Annotated in this window: 10 protein-coding genes; 6 read left to right on the top strand and 4 right to left on the bottom strand. The window is 61.8% G+C overall.

What is annotated here, in order from left to right:
• The first annotated feature begins 41 nt into the window (after positions 1-41).
• Positions 42-5,282, top strand: coding sequence for a protein kinase (locus VGY55_08070; GenBank protein ID HEV2969931.1), 5,241 nt, complete (start codon positions 42-44; stop codon positions 5,280-5,282).
• 6 nt (positions 5,283-5,288) lie between these two features.
• Here the strand turns inward: VGY55_08070 and metH are convergent, their stop codons facing one another.
• On the bottom strand, positions 5,289-9,050 hold the full coding sequence (gene metH / locus VGY55_08065) for a methionine synthase (protein HEV2969930.1): 3,762 nt from the start codon (positions 9,048-9,050) through the stop codon (positions 5,289-5,291).
• 851 nt (positions 9,051-9,901) lie between these two features.
• On the opposite strand from metH, the gene VGY55_08060 reads away from it, so the two are divergent.
• Together VGY55_08060 and VGY55_08055 are read left to right on the top strand one after the other, a co-directional pair.
• Positions 9,902-11,497, top strand: coding sequence for a S41 family peptidase (locus VGY55_08060; protein ID HEV2969929.1), 1,596 nt, complete (start codon positions 9,902-9,904; stop codon positions 11,495-11,497).
• A gap of 52 nt (positions 11,498-11,549) precedes the next feature.
• Positions 11,550-12,842, top strand: coding sequence for a hypothetical protein (locus tag VGY55_08055; protein HEV2969928.1), 1,293 nt, complete (start codon positions 11,550-11,552; stop codon positions 12,840-12,842).
• 8 nt (positions 12,843-12,850) lie between these two features.
• Here VGY55_08055 and VGY55_08050 read toward each other — a convergent pair whose 3' ends face one another.
• Together VGY55_08050 and VGY55_08045 are read right to left on the bottom strand one after the other, a co-directional pair.
• A complete protein-coding gene (locus VGY55_08050; GenBank protein ID HEV2969927.1) occupies positions 12,851-13,057 on the bottom strand; it encodes a carbon storage regulator in 207 nt (68 codons plus the stop codon).
• 196 nt (positions 13,058-13,253) lie between these two features.
• Positions 13,254-13,988, bottom strand: a complete 735-nt coding sequence (locus VGY55_08045) for a helix-turn-helix domain-containing protein (GenBank protein HEV2969926.1) — start codon at positions 13,986-13,988, stop codon at positions 13,254-13,256.
• A gap of 382 nt (positions 13,989-14,370) precedes the next feature.
• Between VGY55_08045 and VGY55_08040 the strand changes: the two genes are divergently transcribed.
• The 3 genes from VGY55_08040 to VGY55_08030 all read left to right on the top strand — a co-directional run bounded on the left by VGY55_08040 (position 14,371) and on the right by VGY55_08030 (position 16,104).
• Positions 14,371-14,673 (top strand): hypothetical protein, encoded by a 303-nt coding sequence (locus VGY55_08040; protein HEV2969925.1) that lies wholly within the window; start codon positions 14,371-14,373, stop codon positions 14,671-14,673.
• A 25-nt stretch (positions 14,674-14,698) separates the two neighbouring features.
• Positions 14,699-14,923, top strand: a complete 225-nt coding sequence (locus VGY55_08035; protein HEV2969924.1) for a hypothetical protein — start codon at positions 14,699-14,701, stop codon at positions 14,921-14,923.
• Between the two features lie 368 nt (positions 14,924-15,291).
• On the top strand, positions 15,292-16,104 hold the full coding sequence (locus VGY55_08030) for a hemolysin III family protein (protein ID HEV2969923.1): 813 nt from the start codon (positions 15,292-15,294) through the stop codon (positions 16,102-16,104).
• Positions 16,105-16,138: 34 nt separating this feature from the next.
• Here VGY55_08030 and VGY55_08025 read toward each other — a convergent pair whose 3' ends face one another.
• Positions 16,139-19,642, bottom strand: coding sequence for an efflux RND transporter permease subunit (locus VGY55_08025; protein HEV2969922.1), 3,504 nt, complete (start codon positions 19,640-19,642; stop codon positions 16,139-16,141).
• Positions 19,643-19,867: the final 225 nt, after the last annotated feature.

Raw genomic sequence — 19,867 nt, 5'->3', positions numbered from 1 at the left:
AACGTTCGCACCTCTTGTCATCTAGATTGTGACGGTCTGCCATGTCTACTTGCCCCTTTTGTCAAGCGAATCTGTCCGACACGCCGCTCAACGCGGGTTGCTGCCCGGTCTGCGGCAATTTATTGAACTGGAATCAAGAAGAGCCGCCGCCGACTTCGACTGTCGAAGTGCCGCCGAGCGTCGGCCAACCGAAGCTGGCGCCATGGACTCCGCCTGCCACGGACGATCCGGTGGCCTTGCTCAAAGCGACGCTGGCGCGAATCGTTAGCCGCGCGGCCGAATCGAGTGACGAGCCAGCGAAGCCGATCGCGCCCCTCGTGCCGCCGGGGTTCACCGGCCGCCAGCCACACGAAAGCGGCACGGTCGAATACACGACTACGCCACCCAATCTGGCAGCTCTCGGCCCGTCGGCGGATGAATCCGCCGCGAGTCCTCCGCCGGCGAATCCGACGATCAGCGATACGCACGTCACCAGTGAAACCGCCGAAAAGGACTCGTCGAAGAAAACGGGGCGCGGCTCGGTCACTCCCACGATTGATTCGGGATCCTTTCCGCTTTCCCCGCCGACAAAAAGGCCGAGCACGTTCGATGAACGCCGGTTCGCCGCGACGATGGATTCGGGCAACATCCCGGCCGAAGATACCGAGCGGGTCGCCCGGCTCTGGAAGGGAACCTACTCTCCTACGTGCACGCCGCGCACCAGCCTTAAGAGCGAATCGGGCGTGCAGGCGCGCGACTCGAAGCTGGTCATTAAGAAGCGCGCTCTGCGCGAAGTGACCGCGGTGACCCAAAAGGGGTCCGACTACGAGCTGCTGAACACGATCGGAGAAGGCGGCATGGGCGTAGTCTACGCCGCCCGCCAGGCCTCGATCGACCGCACGGTCGCCGTCAAGATGCTCAAGCCCGACATCGCCAATCAAGCCGAGCAGCGCGAGAAGTTTCTCTCGGAAGCGGTCGTCACCGGCGATCTCGACCACCCGAACATCGTGCCAATCTACGATCTTGGATCGAACGAGGCCGGGTCGCTGTTTTACTCGATGAAGCGGGTGCAGGGCACGCCCTGGATGTCGGTGATCGAGGAGAAGTCGCTCGCCGAGAACACCGAAATTCTGATGAAGGTGGCCGATGCGGTGGCGTTTGCCCATTCGCGCGGCGTGATCCATCGCGATCTTAAGCCCGAGAACATCATGCTCGGCGATTTCGGCGAGGTGCTGGTGATGGACTGGGGGCTGGCGATGTCCACGGCCCTGTTCCGCAAGGCCGAGACCATCACGCAGACGAGCAGCATGGGTGGCACGCCGGCCTATATGGCCCCCGAGATGGCCACCGGCCCGGTCGATCGGATCGGACCTGCCGCCGACGTCTATCTGCTCGGCGCGATTCTATATGAGGTCATCACGGGCAAGCCGCCGCACACCGGCAAGAACGTGATGAACTGCCTATTCGCGGCGGCGAAGAACGAGATCCAGCCGACCGAGCATTCGGGCGAGCTGCTCGAGATCGCGATGAGGGCGATGTCGACCGCTCCGGCCGATCGCCCGGCGACGGTGCAGGATTTCCAGAATCTGATCCGCGAGTATCAATCGCATTCGGAAAGCGTCGTGCTCTCCAGCCGTGCCGAGGAGGATCTGGCCAAAGCGGAGCGCACAGGAGATTATCAGGTCTTCTCTCGCGCTCTATTTGCCTTTCAAGAGGCCTTCGCCCTTTGGGATGGGAACTCGAAGGCCAAGACCGGCGTCTCCGTCGCCAAGCTGGCGTATGCCAAGCAGGCGATGAAGAAAGAGGACTACGATCTGGGCGCCTCGCTGTTGGATGCTGACGATCCGACGCATGCGGAGCTGCGGCTGCAGATCGTCGCCGCGCAGCGCGAACGCGACACGCGGCAGCAGCGGCTGAAGACCATCAAGCGCGTGGCGGTCGGCTTGGCCGCGGCGATGCTTGTGGTCGTGGGCGTTGCCTTCTTGCAGGTCAGCGCGGATCGAAAGATTGCTATCGAGGAAAAGAATAATGCGGTGATCGCCGAAGGCCGCGCCAAGGAGGCTGAAAAGGGCGCCCTTGCTTCGGCCGCGGCCGAAAAGCGATCGGCCGAAGTCGCCACGAAGGCGAAGCAAGAAGCGGTCGCGAATGCAGAACTGGCAACGAAAAAAGAAATGGAGGCGACCGCCGCTGAAAAAGTGGCGACGGAAGCGAAACAGCGGGCAACCGAGGAACGCGACAACGCGCAGTACCAAAGCTACATCGCCGGCATCGGTCTGGCGGCCGCCAAGATCGACGAAAACTCCTTCGACACCGCCGAGCAGCTCTTGAATGAGTCGCCGAATCAGTTTCGCAATTGGGAATGGGGCCGCTTGCGCTATCTCTCGACGCAAAGCGTCCGCAGCTATTCGCTAAAACCGGTGGGCGCGAACGAAAAGAACGCCCAGGCCCCGGTCGAATCGGTCGCGTTCTCGCACGACGGCAATCGTTTCGTCTCCGGAAGTTGGGACGGCATGGCCCGGATTTGGGACGTGAAAACTGGCCAGGTGCTGGTCGAAATCCCCTACGGCAGCCTTTACGTTCACTCGGTCGATCTCTCGTCGGATGGAAAGTACGTGGCGCTGGGTGGCAACAACAAGAAAGACGGCTACGTGCAGATCTTCAACGCCGAGACCGGCGCGCTCGTGCGAAAGCTGGCGGGAAATCCCGGCGATCCGGCCTCCGGCCATCAAGACGACGTGCTCTCGGTCGCCTTCTCGCGCAATGGCCGGCGGCTCCTGACCAGTTCGTACGACAAGACGGCCCGACTCTGGGATGTCGAAAGCGGACACGTGCTGCATACGTATCGCGGGCACAACTGGTGGGTTTGGTCCGCCGCGTTTTCCGCCGATGAATCGCGGATCGTCACCGCCAGCCAGGATGGCACCGTGATTGTTTGGAACACCGACACGGGCGAGCAAGGCCCGCCATTTACGGGACATAATGGCCCGGTCTACGCCGCGGCGTTTTCTCCGAATGGCAAATACGTTGTTTCTGGGGGATACGACAACCGTGTTCTGATTTGGCGTCCCGAGGACGTGCAGCCGTTCAATTATCTGGACGCCGTCGCTGGTCGCCCAATTCCCCCGGCGAAATATCGCGCGCTTGAAGACCACACGGCGCCGGTCCGCGCCGTGGAATTCTCCCCGGACGGCAACATGGTTTTGAGCGCGGGGCACGACAATACGATCAAGCTTTGGGACTTCAAGACTGGGCATCTCGTGAAATCGCTGCGCGGACATGCCAGTTGGGTTCGAGCCGCGGTCTTTTCGCCAGATGGTCATCAGGTGCTCTCCGGCAGCCATGACCACGAGGCCAAGTTGTGGAGTATCGCCGGTTACGAGGAGATGCGCTACTTTCAGGAAAGGGTGCTGCAAGGGCACGCCGACGCCGTGCTCTCGGCTGCCTTCTCGACCGACGGCCAGCGCGTGGTCACCGCCAGCCGCGATCGGACTGCCAAAACGTGGGACTTTGAGACCGGCGAGCCGCTCAAGAACTTCGAGGAAGGGCACGATTACCTCACTTCGACCGCCGTCTTTTTCCCCAACGGCAAGCTGCTGCTCACCGCCGCGGCCGACAACACGGCCCGCGTCTGGGACCTGACGACCGGCACGCAGACATTGCGGCTCGATCGCACGGGACGGGCGTCCGCCGCGACGATTTCGCACGACGGCAAGCTGATCGCCACCGGCAGCGATGGGAACACTGCCAAGATATGGGACGCAGCAACCGGCAAGCTGCTCGGCGCCACGAAGCCGCTCGACGCGGAGGTCACCGCGGTGGCCTTCTCTCCGGACGACCAGCTCTTTGCCACCGGCGACGGCCGCGGCGGCTGCGCACTCTGGAACGCAACCACCAACGAGTTAATCAAGCGAAGCAACAGTCATAGTGGGAAGATCACCGCCCTAGCTTTCCTCCCCGACGGCAAACGAGTACTCACCGCAAGCACCGACAATACGGTCGGGCAATGGGACGTCGCCACCGGCGCCGAGCCGATCGAATTGAACCTCAAGCCGCTCACGGCGGTAATGTCGATGGCATTCATTCCCCAGCGGCGGCAAGCGCTGCTATTAGGCGACGACCATATAATTTCGCTCTGGGATGTCGATAAGGCTCAATTGATCAAAACGATCGGCTCGTCCGGAACCGCGAAGGATTCACCGCCCGCGCCGAGCCAGCTTGCCGTCTCGGCTGACGGGCGGCGGGCGCTCTGGGCCGACTACGAGCACGGCACGGTCCGGATCTGGGATCTGCAAGCCGATCGCGAGATTCTCGGCCCGGGCAGTAAAGACAGTCGCGACGCGTTTCTAACGCTCAAAAGCGGGCAGGTCTGGTCGGCGACGTTCTCGCCGGATGGAGCGAACTTCGTCACCGTCGGCGGCAACGGCGCCCACGTTTGGGACGCGGCCACCGGCGCCGAGCGGATGTCGCTCACGCCCAACGGGGTCGTTGCCTCGGCCAATTTCTCGCCCGATCGCAAGCGGATCGTCACCGGAAGTTGGGACGATTCGGCCCGAATCTGGAACGCCGAGACCGGAGTGGCCGAGCTGAAGTTGATCGGTCACGACGACTTCGTGAACAGCGCTTGCTTTTCGCCTGATGGCACTCAAGTGCTCACCGCCAGCGAAGACAAGACTGCGAAACTTTGGGACGCCAAGACCGGCAAGGTGATTCGCACGTTTGTCGGCCACGAGAGTCGCGTCACCTCGGCCATTTTTTCGCCCGACGGCAAGGTTGTCTTCACCGGCTCCGGCGACAAAACTGCCCGAATGTGGGACGCCGCGACCGCGAAGCAACTCCATGTATTCCAGCGCTACGAACAGGACAAGCGATTCTTTGGTCATCAATGGGGAGTGTTGTCGCTGGCCTATTGGCAGAGCAAAGATGGTAAGCAGAAACGGCTCATCACTGGCAGCGCCGACGACACCGCCTGCATCTGGGACGTGGATTCCGAGAAGGTGCTCCAGACGCTCTCCGGGCACACGGCGGCCGTCGCATCGGTGGCCTTCTCTCCGGACGGCCTGCGCGTGATGACCGGCAGCCAAGATGACCTCGCCAAGCTGTGGGACGCCACCACCGGCAAGGAAATCCTGTCTCTCAAGGCCCATTCGCAGGAAGTGACCGCGGTCTCCTTCTCCCCGAACGGTCGCTACGTCCTCACTGCCAGCCGCGACGGCCGGGCCATCCTCTGGCTGGCGACGCCGTGGCGCGAGGCCGCCGGCGGCGCTGAAACCGCGAAGAGCCTGACGGCGATCGAGGCGAAGTAGCGCGACTCACGGCTCATACCCCAAATTCGGCGTGAGCCAGCGCTCGATTTCGGAGAGCGGCAGGCCTTTGCGGCGGGCGTAGGATTCGGCCTGGTCGCGGGCGATGCGATCGACGGCGAAATAGCGCGACTGCGGATGGGCGAAGTACAGGCCGCTGACGCTCGCGGCCGGGAGCATGGCGAAGTTTTCGGTGAGGTGAATGCCGGCGCCGGTTTCAGCTTGTAGCAGATCGAAAAGGATGCGCTTCTCGGTGTGGTCGGGACAGGCCGGGTAGCCGGGGGCCGGGCGGATGCCGCGATACTTTTCTTCCATCAGATCTTCGCTCGAAAGCTTCTCTTCGCGGCCGTACCCCCAATCAATCCGGGCCTGCCGATGCAAGAATTCGGCGAACGCCTCGGCCAACCGATCGGCGAGCGCCTTCGCCATGATCGAATTGTAGTCGTCGTGATCGGCCTCGAACGCACGGGCCAGCTCGTCGCAACCGATCCCCGCCGTAACGGCGAATGCCCCCAGATAATCGCGCCGCCCGCTTTCGATCGGAGCGATGAAATCGGCCAGCGCAAAAAACTCGCTCTGTCCCTTGCGCTCCCATTGCTGGCGTAGCGTGTGAAAGCGCATTAGCTCCGCGGCGCGGTTCTCGTCAGCGTAAAGTGCGATGTCGTCGCCAACCGCCGCGGCAGGCCAAAAGCCGTAAACGCCACGAGCTGTGAGTAGCTTCTCGCGAATGATCCGATCCAAAAGCCGTCGGGCGTCGTCGTATAGCCGCGTGGCCGCTTCGCCGAATTTCGGGTCGGAGAGGATCTTGGGGTATTTGCCTTTTAGCTCCCACGTGAGGAAGAACGGAGACCAATCGATGAATTCCACCAGCCGCTCGAGCGGAAAATCATCGAGCACCCGGCGGCCGAGAAAAGCCGGCGTGTCGATGCGCACGGTCTCCCAGTCGGTGTGAAACCGATTGGCCACCGCCTGCTCGTAAGGAACCAAATGCACCGATTGCCGCTGCCGATACGATTCGACCAACTGCCGCTGCTGCTCGCGATTGCGGCGATCCAAGAGCGGCTTCGCGTCGGGATTCAGCAATTGATCGACGACCCCGGCCGCCCGCGAAGCGTCGAGCACGTGAATCGTCTCCTTGCCATAGGCCGGGGCGATCTTGACGGCCGTATGTTTGGCGCTGGTGGTCGCCCCGCCGATCAGAAGCGGCAGCGCGAAACCGCGACGCTCCATCTCGCGGGCGACGTGGACCATTTCGTCCAAGCTTGGCGTGATCAGGCCGCTCAGCCCGATCATGTCGACACCTTCCTTGATGGCCGTGTCGAGGATCGTCTCGCAGTGAACCATCACCCCCAAGTCGATCACTTGGTAGCTGTTGCAGCCGAGCACGACGCCGACAATGTTCTTGCCGATGTCGTGAACGTCGCCCTTGACGGTCGCCATCAGCACTTTTCCGCGCGGTTTGTCCGCGGTGCCGGCCAGGGCTTTTTCCCGCTCCATGAACGGCAGCAGATAGGCCACTGCCTTCTTCATCACGCGGGCGCTTTTGACCACCTGTGGCAAAAACATCTTTCCCGAGCCGAAGAGATCGCCGACCACTTGCATCCCGGCCATGAGCGGCCCTTCGATGATCGCCAAGCCGGTGGGATACTTGCCGCGGGCTTCTTCGACATCGCGGTCGATGTAATCCACGATCCCCCTGACCAGAGCGTGGCTCAGCCGCTCGTCGACCGTGCCGCTCCGCCATGCCGATTCGGCCTCGGCAGTCTTGCCCCCTTGCCGCTTTACGGATTCGGCGAATTCGACCAGCCGCTCGGTGGCGTCCGGCCGGCGATCGAAGAGCACGTCCTCGACCCGTTCGAGCAAGTCCTTGGGAATCTGCTCGTAAACCGCGAGTTGGCCGGCGTTGACGATCCCCATGTCCATCCCGGCACGGATGGCGTGATAGAGAAAGGCTGAGTGCATCGCCTCGCGGACCACGTCATTGCCGCGAAAGGAGAACGAGATGTTGCTTACGCCTCCGGAGACCTTGGCCAACGGAAGCAGCCGTTTGATCTCGCGCGTGGCCTCGATGAAGTTGATCGCGTAGCGGTTGTGCTCCTCGATCCCGGTGGCGACCGTCAGGATGTTCGGATCGAAGATCACATCGGTCGGAGCCATGCCGACCTGTTCCGTCAATAGGCGATAAGCCCGGCGGCAGATGCGCACCTTGTCTTCGACGGTGACGGCCTGCCCCAGCTCGTCGAAGGCCATCACAACGGCCGCCGCGCCATAGCGGTTCACGAGCCGAGCGTGGTGCAGAAAGACTTCTTCCCCTTCCTTGAGGCTGATCGAATTGACGATCGCTTTGCCTTGCACGCATTTCAAGCCCGCCTCGATCACCGACCATTTCGAGCTATCGACCATGATCGGCACCCGGCAAACCTCCGGCTCGGCGGCGACCAAATTGAGGAACCGCGTCATGGCCGCCTCGCCATCGAGCAGGGCCTCATCCATGTTCACGTCGATCACATTCGCCCCAGCTTCGACCTGCTCGCGGGCGACGGCCACCGCTTCCTCGAATTTGCCCGCCAGCACCAGCTTGGAGAACTTCTTCGAACCGGTCACGTTCGTCCGCTCGCCGATCATAATGAAATTGCTGTCGGGACGGATTACCAGCGGCTCGAGGCCGCTGAGGCGAGTGAGCGGTTCGGGATGGGCCGGCTCGCGCGGCGGCTTGCCAGCTACCGCGGCGGCGATCGCGCGGATATGCGCTGGGGTCGTCCCGCAGCAGCCCCCGACGATATTCAGCCAACCGTTGGCCGCGAACTCGCCGAGCGTGCCGGCCATCATCGCGGGCGTTTCGTCAAAGCCGCCAAAAGCATTTGGCAGTCCCGCGTTGGGATAGCAGCTCACATAAATCGGCGCGATCCGCGACAGTTCCTCGACATACGGCCTAAGCATTTCCGGGCCGAGCGAGCAATTGATCCCGACGCTCAAGAGATCGGCATGGGCGATCGAATTCCAACAGGCTTCGACCGTCTGCGCCGAAAGCGTGCGCCCCCCTTCGAATACGGTGAACGATGCCATTACGGGAAGCCGGGGACTGTCCCCTTTTTCGGAGTCTTCGGAGGAAAAGGGGACTGTCCCCTTCCCCCGCGCGGTACATCGCCGATCTTCAAAGAACTTGTCGATCGCGAATAGGCAGGCCTTCAGCACCAGCGTATCGAATGCCGTCTCGGCGAGCAGAATGTCGACCCCACCCTCGACGAGCGCGGCCACTTGCTCGTAATATGTCTCAACCATCTGGTCGAACGTTACGGCGCGGTAGCCCGGATCGTTCACGTTGCCGGCGATCGAGAGCTGCCGGTTGGTCGGGCCGATCGAACCGGCCACGAACCGCGGCCGGTCGGGCGTTCGGAGGTTCATCTCATCGACCGCCTCGCGGGCCAGTCGGCAGGCCGCCAGATTCAATTCCCGCACGGAACCTTCAAGCTGAAAATCGGCCATCGCCACCGAGGTCGCCCCGAAAGTGTTCGTCTCGATGATGTCGGCCCCAGCCTCGAGATACTGGCGGTGGATGTTTTTGATCGCCTCAGGCTGAGTGAGCACCAGCACGTCGATGAAGTTCTTCAGATCCTTCGGATGATTGGCGAACACCTCGCCGCGGAAATCGCGCTCGTCAAACTTGAGAGCATGCACCATCGTCCCCATCGCGCCGTCGAGCACGAGAATCCGCTCGGCGAGCAGGCGATCGAGTACGTCTCGGATTGCAGGGGGCTGAACGACGGACATCTTGAGGGACGACCTCCAATGGATTTGCGGCAGTTACAATTATTACCACGAAGATCACGGTGGCCACAAAAGAGAGACACTTCGAACAGTAGCAAACCGAGATAACGGAGGCAATTTGCCCAATCTTTTACCCTCTGTCTCCTCTGTTTGATCCTGCTCCGAATCCCCCTTCGTGGCCTTCGTGCACTTCATGGTTCAAGCCATCGGATTTCGCACGGCGACGGTTCTGCCACCTGTTGCGGTTTCCCGCATTATGCCGACCCGGCCCTTCTTATCCATAGACTAGCTTCTTTCGCGCCAGAACGTGTAAGTCGTGCAAAGCTTTTTTACCTTCTTTCAAAGCCGATTCGCACAACGGGGCGCTCTGGCGGACCTCAGGCAATCGTCGTAGCAATGGTAGCAGTCGTGCGGAAAAAATCTTTCGACGAACCTTTTTGACAGGCATCGAAACATGTCTTATATTCAATCTGGCCGACGGGCTAGACCATCCTCGCTCGGCTTCCCATGTAGGACAAGTTTTGCAACGGAAGGCTCGCGAGATGTTCGGTTTCGCAATTGCTTCGGCAAAAGTTGCGGTGCTCGGCATGGCGCATCGGCCTTCTACCCACCCCATTGAAATGCCTGGCGAGTGCATGGGCATCGCAGTTGCTTGCGATGCCTATCGACCGGATGCACGCCCATGCGACGGCCAGTTTATGGCCTGACGGCGCCCTCCCTCCGCAGGTAATCTTACTATGATGCGATCCCGGGTCTGGCTTCGTACCTCTGCCTTGGTTTTGGCGGCGGTTGGCTTTTCTTTCTCCTTTATTTCGGCTCGGGCGCAGGGACCGATTCAAATTCGGGAGCCCGCGGTGCGCGTGGCGCCCGCCCAATCGGCGCCATTGGAGGTCGCTCCTTCGCAAGCGGCGCCTACGCTGACGACCGATGTGAACAACATCGTATCGAGCGGCGCGAAGCTCGAAGACCAGCGCCGCTGGGGTGAAGCGCTTTCGCTCTACGAAGATGCCGTCCGCACCAATCCATCGATCACACAACTGGCCCAACGGATCGATCTAGCCAAGATTCACTACGATCTCGGCCGCCGATATGCGGATGGCAGCTTCCGCCGCAGCATCGCTCAGCTCGACGAGGCCCAAGCGCTCGACCTCTATGCCGAAGTGCTGTCGAAGGTTTACGCGCACTACGTTCAAGAACCCGATTGGAAGCACCTGCTCGACCGGGGGACGCTCGATCTCGACATCGCCTTGAACGAGCCGACGTTCGCTTCCAGCAATCCGATTCAGGTTCCGTCCGAGACGGTCAATGATTTCCGCCGCAGGTTGCACAACCTGACCGACAACCATGCGGTCCGCGACCGCGACGAGCTGCGCGACGTAGTCGCCTCGGCCGCTCATCTGGCTCGCGCGGAACTCGGCCTCAGCCCGACGTCAGTGATTCTCGAATACACGGCCGGCGCCGCGGGCGGATTAGACGAGTACACCACCTTTCTCACCGCCGACCAACTGAATGACCTCTATTCGCAAATCGAAGGCAACTTCGTGGGCCTCGGAGTCGAGCTGAAGGCGGCTGAAAACGCGCTCTTGATCGTCAACGTGATCCACGGCAGCCCGGCGGAACGGGCCGGCATCAAGGCCGGCGATCGGCTGACCGCGGTGGCCGGCAAATCGACCCGCGAACTAACCACGGATCAAGCCGCCGAACTTTTGCAGGGCGAGGAGGGCTCTTCGGTCGAGCTGCTGGATGTCAGCGGCGGCGAACCGGCACGCCGCGTCGTCGTCCGCCGCGAGCACGTCGACGTGCCCAGCGTCGATGACGTGAAGATGCTCGATCAAGAATCGGGAATCGGTTACCTCAAGCTCACTTGCTTCCAAAAAACCACCAGCCGCGACATGGACGCGGCCCTCTGGAAGCTCTATCGCCAGGGGATGAAGAGCCTGGTGATGGATCTCCGAGGGAATCCGGGTGGGCTGTTGACCGCCGCCGTTGACGTGGGAGATAAATTCATCGACCAAGGAAACATCGTTTCCACGAAGGGACGCAGCCCGCAAGAGAACTATGTGTACACGGCCCGCGCGGCCGGCGCCTGGCGGATGCCGCTGGTGGTGCTGATCGACGGCGATAGCGCCAGCGCCAGCGAGATCTTCGCCGGCGCGATCCGCGATCATCATCGGGGCGTGATCGTCGGGGTGAAAAGTTACGGCAAAGGCTCGGTACAAGGCATATTCCCTCTCAATATCGCGGGCGCGGGCATCCGCCTGACGACGGCGAAATTCTACTCGCCAAACGGCCTGCCGTTCGTCCACGTCGGCGTGCTGCCGGACATCGTGGTGCGTCAAACGGCCAAGCCGATCACCGGCGAGGTCGCCACTATTGCCGGCGGCAACAGCAGTGACGCGATCCTTTCCGCCGGCCTGCGAGCGGCGCGGCAGCAGCTTGCGCAGCAATGAAGCATAAATCTGCATTGATTCGAGCGGCAGTTTTTGCTTCAATTGCCGCCCCATGCCTGCGAATTCCCGCGCTTTCCACCTGACGTTCGTCGCGATCGGTCTCTTGATCCCAGCAATTAGCTGGGCGCAAGGCGGCGGTTCGCTGCCGCCGCCGGATCCCGTGCCGGTCGCCGCGCCAGCTTCGCCTGCCAACATGCCGCCGGTGCCTTATCCCGGCACGACCCAGCCGGCTGCGCCGCCGATCTCGCAAGGCCCGGCCGCCGCGCCGCCGATAGGGCCAGTCTACCAAACGCCGCCGACCTATCCACAGCAACCCGTCTATGTGCAGCCGCCGGTCTACGGCCCGCCGGTTTATGGCCAACCCGTGTACGCCCCGCCACCGGCTTATGTGCAGCCGCAAGAAGCCGCGCCGGATTCGACGATCTGCCTACCGGCCGACGCGCCGCACTGGATGGTGAGCGCCGAAGCGCTGTGGCTCGAACGCTCCGACGACCGCGATGTAATTCTGGGCCAAACGGTGACCAACAACGGCGGTCCCAGCTTCGTTGTCGACCAACTCACCAGTGGCGATGAGCTGTTTCCACTGGCCACGGGCGTCAAATTCCAGCTTGGCTATCGCATCAACGATCGCGATGCCATCGAGCTGACCTATTTCGGCCTCCAGCAATGGTCCGTCGGCCGCACGATCAATGGCGATCCCATCGGCGACAGCGTCCTGGCGTTTTCCCCCTGGACCCAAACCGACGGGCTGATCGGCGGCTTCGACAATAGCCTCGGCTACACCTACGGCAGCCGCCTGAATAATGTCGAAATTAACGAGCGCTTCGGCGGCAGCGGCGGCATGACCTGGTCGGTCGCCGGACTGTGGGGCCTGCGCTACGTGCAGGTCTCCGACAAATTCAACCTCAGCGGCGCCGACACGGCCACCGGAGATTTCGAGAACATCGACATCAAGACGGCCAACAATCTACTCGGCCCGCAAGTCGGATTCCAAATCATCCGCGATTGGCGGCGGTTCCAATTGAACAGCGAATTGAAGGCCGGCATCTTTGCCAACTTCAATAGTGAAAGCTATTCGAACTTGAATTCGAGCGGCGCGATCAGCGGCAATCCGCCGGGCTTCGTGCCCATCAATCAGAGGAATTCCAGCACGGGCGTCGCCGGAGTCTTCGAAATCTCGATCATCGGGCGCTACCAACTCACGCAGCACCTCTGGATTCGCGGCGGTTGGAGCAACTACTTCCTCGCCGGCCTGGCCCTCGGCCCACGGCAGCTCGGCGGCTTCAGCCACAACGGCGGCATCAGCCTCGACGGCCCCTCGCTGGGTCTCGAAGCCGCTTGGTAGGACGCCGGTTAAGACTCCTGAAGTGGCGCGGTTTGGACCGCGCAGCCCATGTTGGCGCTCGCCGCTGGGCAGATCTCCTCTCGAAAGACACTCACGCCCGACGGGGCGGTAATTCCGATCCGGACTCGATTTCCTTGGATCGCCACGACCGTAACGACCACCTCTTGATCGGGCATGACGATCTGTTCACCGACTTTGCGACTAAGTACGAGCATGACTGTCCCTCCTTGGGTCTCTCTACGAGCCTATCCAAGAACCGCCTGCGGAGAAGGGGACAGTCCCCTTTTGTTCCCGACCATCGGACGATGGTGCCCGCTCCACAAAAGGGGACAGTCCCCGGCGGTTCTTGGATAGGCTGCAAATTGTCTCCCGCCGTTTAGTTTGCACTCACTCACCGTTGGGTCAAAAAAATCATCCGGCAAACAATGCTAGGGCCGCCGGGTTGTAATAGCGCTTGATCGCCGCGTCGGTCAGCCCGATGCCGCGCAGCGCGAACCAGACAACCTGTTCGGCCAGTTGTTCGCGCGAAAGGCCATAATCGACGACCTGCACGGTCGGCAGCAGATGGATCTTCACGCCGGCCGCCAATTGGTGCACGAACCAACCGCGCACGTTCGGCCGCACCGGGCCTACCACTGCCTCCTCGGCGGCGATCGCCGCTTGCAAGCATTCTTCAATCTTCGGAATCCAGCAAGACGCTAGCTTCTGGAGTCTGAGCCGGGCAAACTCCCCGTCCTCCAAGATGCTGTGCAGCATCAACCGAACTTGGATCGATGTGTCGTCCTCACCCGGTGCCTTCACCGACAGCATGTGCGATACCAACAAGTGAATCAGGATCACGAGCGTCGAAGCCGATGGCTCGAGGGCCTCGAGCCGCTGCATCACTAATTCCCCCAACTGCTGGCTGCACGAGATCTGCATCGCCGCGTAGAGGGCCTCTTTATTTGGAAAATGCTTGAAGAGCAAGGCTTCGGAGACTCCCGCGTCGACAGCCAATTCGCGGGTGGTGGTGCCGTGAAACCCCTTCTCGGCAAATACCTGCCGCACGGCCACGACGATCGCGGCGCGGCGCTCTTCGCTGGTGAGCTTTGCCGCGGATCGGGTTGCCGCTCGGCTCGTCGATTTCGGTTTGACGATGGTCTTCATAGCTTGCTCGCGTCGTTGCGGCGGTGAGTTTATGCTTACTCACCAAGCCGCGTCAACCCGAGTTTTTCGACATCGTCGCAAGCCGTAAGAACCCCTCGCAAAACATCCAGGGCGAACGGGACTGTCTCCGCCACGGCGGACGTGCGACCCGGCGGTTTTGCGGAGATGGCGCAGGTCCGAATCGCCCTATCTTTCGCCAGCGGGGCTGGTACAATGAAACGCAGTCGGTTTGACGACGCGGTCCGTGGCGTAGCTCTTTTGTCGCCCGCGGCGCCTCTTTCGCCTTGCCTGCTTGGCCGGCCGCCATGTTTGCCCTTCCGAACCTCTCGGAAGTCTGTTAGGTCGCGGCCTCTTTTTCGATGAGTTGATGGAGGAACCACTTATGGCTCAGAAACATCGCTTCCACAACCAGCGCAACAGGCGGCCCGTGCGGCCATCGCGGGCAGCGCCGCCGAGCGAGCCGCGGGCCGTGTACGAGAAGAAGGCGCCGGTCGTGTATGGAAAGGCTTTCATCGTGCTCGAAGATGAAGCCAAGGGCACGTTCGAATATGAAAAAGGGGCCTGGATTCCCTATTCAATGAGCATCGCCGAATGCCGGCGAGAATGCCTGGTTAAAGAATTGCCGCAAAAGGTCAACCGCATGACGCGCTACGAAGTTCGGCTCCCAGTGACGGCAGAGGAATGAAAGTCTGTTGACAGATTGGATAAGCATGGCGCGAGACATTGATTACGCCGCGACAGCCGTCAAAAAGGCGATCGTGGAAAAATTCGGGCGGAACGAAAATCTTGAGGCGTTGTACGTGCTCGCCGGCGAAAAGACGATCGCCGTGCGCGACGACCAGCACGCCGCCGAGGGCACCCGAGACGCTCTGCTGGCCGGAATTCGCGATGCAAACTCCTACGCGGAACTCTGGGAGCGATGGCGACACCCGTAGAACCGGAACGGTGAAGGTGGGCGGAAGGGCAATGTCCTCGCTACCAACGTGCTCCAAGTTCCGTCATGACCGACCATAAAACGCCAAAGAATCGGAAACCGCCGCCATTGCTGCCACCGGAAGAGCGGTCGATTTGTCCGGTCTGCGGCGAGCGGACGTACTCCCTGTCCGGCGTGCACCCGCAATGTGCGTGCAAGTTGCACTCGCTGTTCCGCAAGAAGAAGGCCTGACGCGGAACCAACGGACCGATCATCTCTCGCACTCTCACCTCGACGCCCTTGCAGTCCGCGGGTAGACTTCCTCGCCCAAGCACGGACGTGCTATGCGTGCATCCCAGGCGCCGACGGAACTCAGCGAATCGACAAAGCATGTTGTCAACGGTTACGACCGCCGCATCGAGCAGCCTCCTGCAACTCTATCATCTGCCGGGCTTTTACGAGCCGTTTGCCGCGATTAGCCATCTCTGCGGGGCGGCGTTGTTCGTGGTGCTGGGCCTTATTCTGCTGCGCCATGGTTCGGGAGGCAGACTCCGCGTGACGCTGTTGAGTGTCTACGTTGCGGCGAATGTCTTCCAGTTTTCGATGAGCGGTCTTTATCACATGATGATTCGCGGCAGCGCGGCACATCAATTGATGGGAAAGCTCGACCACGCCGCGGTCTACCTGTTGATTGCCGGCACCTTCACTCCGGTTTATGGCCTGCTGTATCAAGGTCGATTGCGCCGGGCGTTGTTGATCGCGGTTTGGACTGCTGCCGTCGCGGGCATTCTATTCACGACGTTTTTCGCAATCGACGTCGGCGAGGGACTGCGGCTCGGACTTTATCTTGGCCTCGGATGGTCCGGCATCGTGGCGATGATCGATCTCTGGCGGCGTTACGGATTTGCGTTTATCTGGCCCCTGTTGGCCGGCAGTGCGATGACCTCGCTCGCCGCCTTATGTCAGGAATTCGGCTGGCCAACCCTCATTCCCGGCGTGATTCACGCCCACGAAACGTTTCATGTTATCCTGCTGATCGGTTCGTTTCAGCACTGGCTATTCATCTGGCAATTCGCTGACGGCACGATCGGCAATCAATGGAAGAATGCCTGCGCGCGCTTGCCTGCCAGCCGCATTCTCAGCGGCCCACACTTCCCAATAGCATTGGCGGCTCGAGCCGTTGAGCCGTCGAAATTGCCGTGACGCTAGGCGCGTTCGTTGCCGCCGCTCGGGACAATCACCCCCCGGCCCTCGGCGGCGCGTCTCCTTGCCCGGCGGACAGTAGCGGCTCCTGTCGCAAGCCGCTGAACCGGCGGACGACATAGTAAAACACCGGCGTCAGAAAGATGCCGAACAAGGTCACCCCGACCATGCCGGCGAAGACCGCCGTGCCCAGCGTGCGGCGCATTTCGGCGCCGGCCCCCTGAGCGATCACCAGCGGAAATACGCCGAGGATAAACGCGAACGATGTCATCAAGATCGGCCGCAGCCGCACCCGGCCGGCCTCCACGGCGGCGTCGAATCGGGATGCACCCTCCTGCTGCCGGTCGCGGGCGAACTCGACGATGAGGATGGCGTTCTTGGCTGCCAGTCCGACCAGCACCACGAACCCAACCTGCACGAAGATGTTCACATCCATCCCCGCCAGGGCGATGCCCGCCAGTGCGCTCAGCAGACACATCGGCACGACCAAGATCACCGCCCATGGCAGCGACCAACTCTCGTATAAGCCGGCGAGCACAAAGAACACGAGCACGACTCCCAGAGCGAAGGCGCTGAACGGGTTCTGCTGCAGGTCCCGGAACTGCTCGATCTTGCTGGACTGCTTTTGCAAGTAACTCAACTCGCTCCACTCGGTGGTCATGTTGCGCGGCAGCTCTTGCGACAACTTCTCCATCGTCGCCAGCACATCGCCGGTGCTCATCCCGGGCAACGAAGCGCCATTGATCGCCGCCGCGGGGAACATGTTGTATCGAGTGATCTGCACTGGCCCGGCGGAGTCACGCACGTCGGCCACCGCCCCCAGTGGCACCATGTCGCCGTCGGCATTTCGGATCTTGAGCTGCCGGACGGTGTCCGCGTCCTCGCGAAATGAGGCGTCGGCCTGGATATTGACCTGCCAGGTGCGACCGAAACGGTTGAAGTCGTTGACGTAATAGCTGCCCAAATACGCTTGCAGCGCGTCGAAGACGTCGGTCAGTTGCACCCCCATCGTCTTGACCTTAGTCCGATCGATGTCGGCGTAGAGCTGAGGCGTTCTGGAGCGGAAGCCGTTGAACAGGCCGACGAGGCCGGGCTGTTGGTTCCCCTTGGCGGCCAGATTGTCCGCTTGGCCCTGGAGCGCGTCGAAGTTCACGTCGCCGGTGGCCTCCACCATCAGCTTGAAACCGCCGGCGTTGCCGAGACCCTGCACCGCCGGCGCCCCAAAGACCAATACGCGTGCCTCCGGAACTTCCCTCTGCAGCCTTCCGCGGAGATGGCTGAGGATGGCCTCGCCGGATAACTCCGCGGCGCGGCGTTCGGGGAACGGTTTGAGGATGATGAACATCGAACCGTAATTCGAGCTGAGCGCGTTGAGGACGAACGACTGCCCCGGGATGGCCACCGTATGTGCAACTCCGGGCACTTCGAGGGCAATCCTTTCGACCGCCTGCGTCACTTCGGTTGTGCGCTCCAGTGAGGCCGAATCGGGCAATTGGATGTTGGCCAGCAGGTAACCCTTGTCCTGATTAGGGACGAAGCCGCCGGGGACACGAGCGAAGCCGAAACCGGTCATGCCGATCAGGCCGACGTAGACTAGCAGCACGATCGCGCTGAGGCGGAGGAACCAGCCCACCGTCTTGCCGTAAGCTTGTGTCACCCGCTCGAATACCCAGTTGAAGCCCCGGAAAAAGCGGTCCAAGGCCCAGTTGACCGGCCGGATTATGAGCCTGCCAAGCACCCCTCCGGCGACGGCGCCGGGTAAGAACAGGACGAAATACACCCCCAATGATCGCAGCGTTGCTAGCGGGCCGCCGGGCGCTGGCTCACTGCCCTCTGCGCCAATCGGCAGGCCGAGCCAAGCGCCAAGATTCGGCGCCAGTAGCCAGACGGTTGCCAATCCGCCGAATAGGGCGAAGCTCCACCACGGCAGAGCCTCCTTGCCCTGTATGTCAAACCTTCCAGCCTGACGCTTCGAAGAGTCAGGCTGGACAGTTTGTCCCACAGCCTTGACGGGCTTTCGTCCACCGAAAATCCAGGCCGCCCGAGCCGGCGTCATGGTCATGGCGTTTATGGCGGAGATGAGCATCGACACCGAGATGGTCAGGGCGAACTGGCGAAAGAACTGGCCGGTGAGACCGCCAAGAAATGCGCTGGGCAGGAGCACCGAGCTGAGCACTAACGTGATGGCGAGGATCGGCCCGGTGATTTCGTTCATCGCCCGGATCGTGGCCTCGCGCACCGGTAGGCCCTTATCCAGCCAGCGCTCGATGTTCTCCAGAACGACGATGGCGTCGTCGACGACGATGCCAATCGCAAGAACTAACCCGAACAATGTCAGGTTGTTCAGCGAGAACCCCATCAGCTTCATGACGGCGAAGGTGCCGACTAGCGACACGGCCACGTCGATGACGGGCAAGAGCAGTGCTCTCCAATCTTGTAGGAACAATAGGATGACGATGGCCACTAGGATGACCGCGTCGCGCAGCGTGCGGAGCACCTCGTTCACGGATTCGCGAATGAACGGCGTGGTGTCGTAAACGATGGCATAGCCGAGCCCCTTGGGGAAGCGGGTTCCCAGTTCTCGCATCTTGGCCTTGATTCGATCGCCCGTGTCCAGCGCGTTCGAGCCGGGCAACTGAAAGATGCCAATGCCCGCCGACTGCTTGCCGTCCCATCGCAGCAACGTGTCCTGGCTCCGGGCGCCCAACTCGGTCCGGGCGACGTCCTTCAGATAGGTGACCTCCCCATCGGCGCCGGTCTTGAGGACGATGTCGGCGAACTGGTCGGCCTCGACAAGCCGACCGAGAGTGCTCACGGTATACTGGAAGTCCTGACCGCGAGGGACCGGCGGCTGGCCGATCTGTCCGGCCGCCACCTGCACGTTCTGCTCGCGCAAGACGCGGATCACGTCGTCGGCCGTCAGGTTCCTCGACTGGAGCTTGTCCGGGTCGAGCCAGATGCGCATGCTGTAGTCCTGCTGGCCGAATATGAGAACGTCGCCAACGCCCTCCACCCGCGCCAGCGCATCCTTGAGCTGGATGGTGGCGTAATTGCTCATATAGAGCTGGTCGTAATAAGGACGTCCGGTCTCCGGGTTGATCTCCGAATAGAGTCCGACTGCCAGAAGGATGTCCGGAGACCGCTTCTTGACAGTCACGCCGATGGCTCGAACCACGTCCGGGAGCGTCGGCTCGGCGATGGCGACGCGGTTCTGCACCAACACCTGCGCCATATTGACATCGGTCCCCAGCGCGAACGTCACATCCAGGGTGTACGAGCCGTCGTTGTTGCTCTGGGACGACATGTAGAGCATGCCCTCGACTCCAACGACCTGCTGCTCGATCGGCGCGGCCACCGTGTCGGCAACAACCTGCGCGACTGCGCCAGGGTACGTGGCCGTCACCTGAACATTCGGAGGCGTAATCTCCGGATACTCGGCGATCGGCAGCAGAACGGCGGAGATGCCCCCGAGCAGGATGATGACGATCGAGATCACCCAAGCCAGGACGGGGCGGTCGATGAAGAAGCGTGCCAGCATGATAATCTCCTGTTAGTGGTACCCGCCCGTCAGTGCAGCGTCTCGCCGGTAATCCAGCGAAAATCATCTGACCTCTGACCTCTGACTTCCGTTCGGCATGTCCACGAGCTTCGGCTCGACGGTGATGCCCGGCCGAACCAGTTGCAGGCCGGTGACGATCACCCGCTCGCCCGGCTTCAGGCCGTCTTCGATCGCCCGCAGCCCGTCGTGGAGCGCTCCCACCCG

Source organism: Pirellulales bacterium (genome assembly GCA_035939775.1).
Classification (GTDB): Bacteria; Planctomycetota; Planctomycetia; order Pirellulales; family DATAWG01; genus DASZFO01.
Note: the sequence above shows the minus strand (reverse complement) of the source record. Positions and strands in the feature narration are given on the sequence as shown.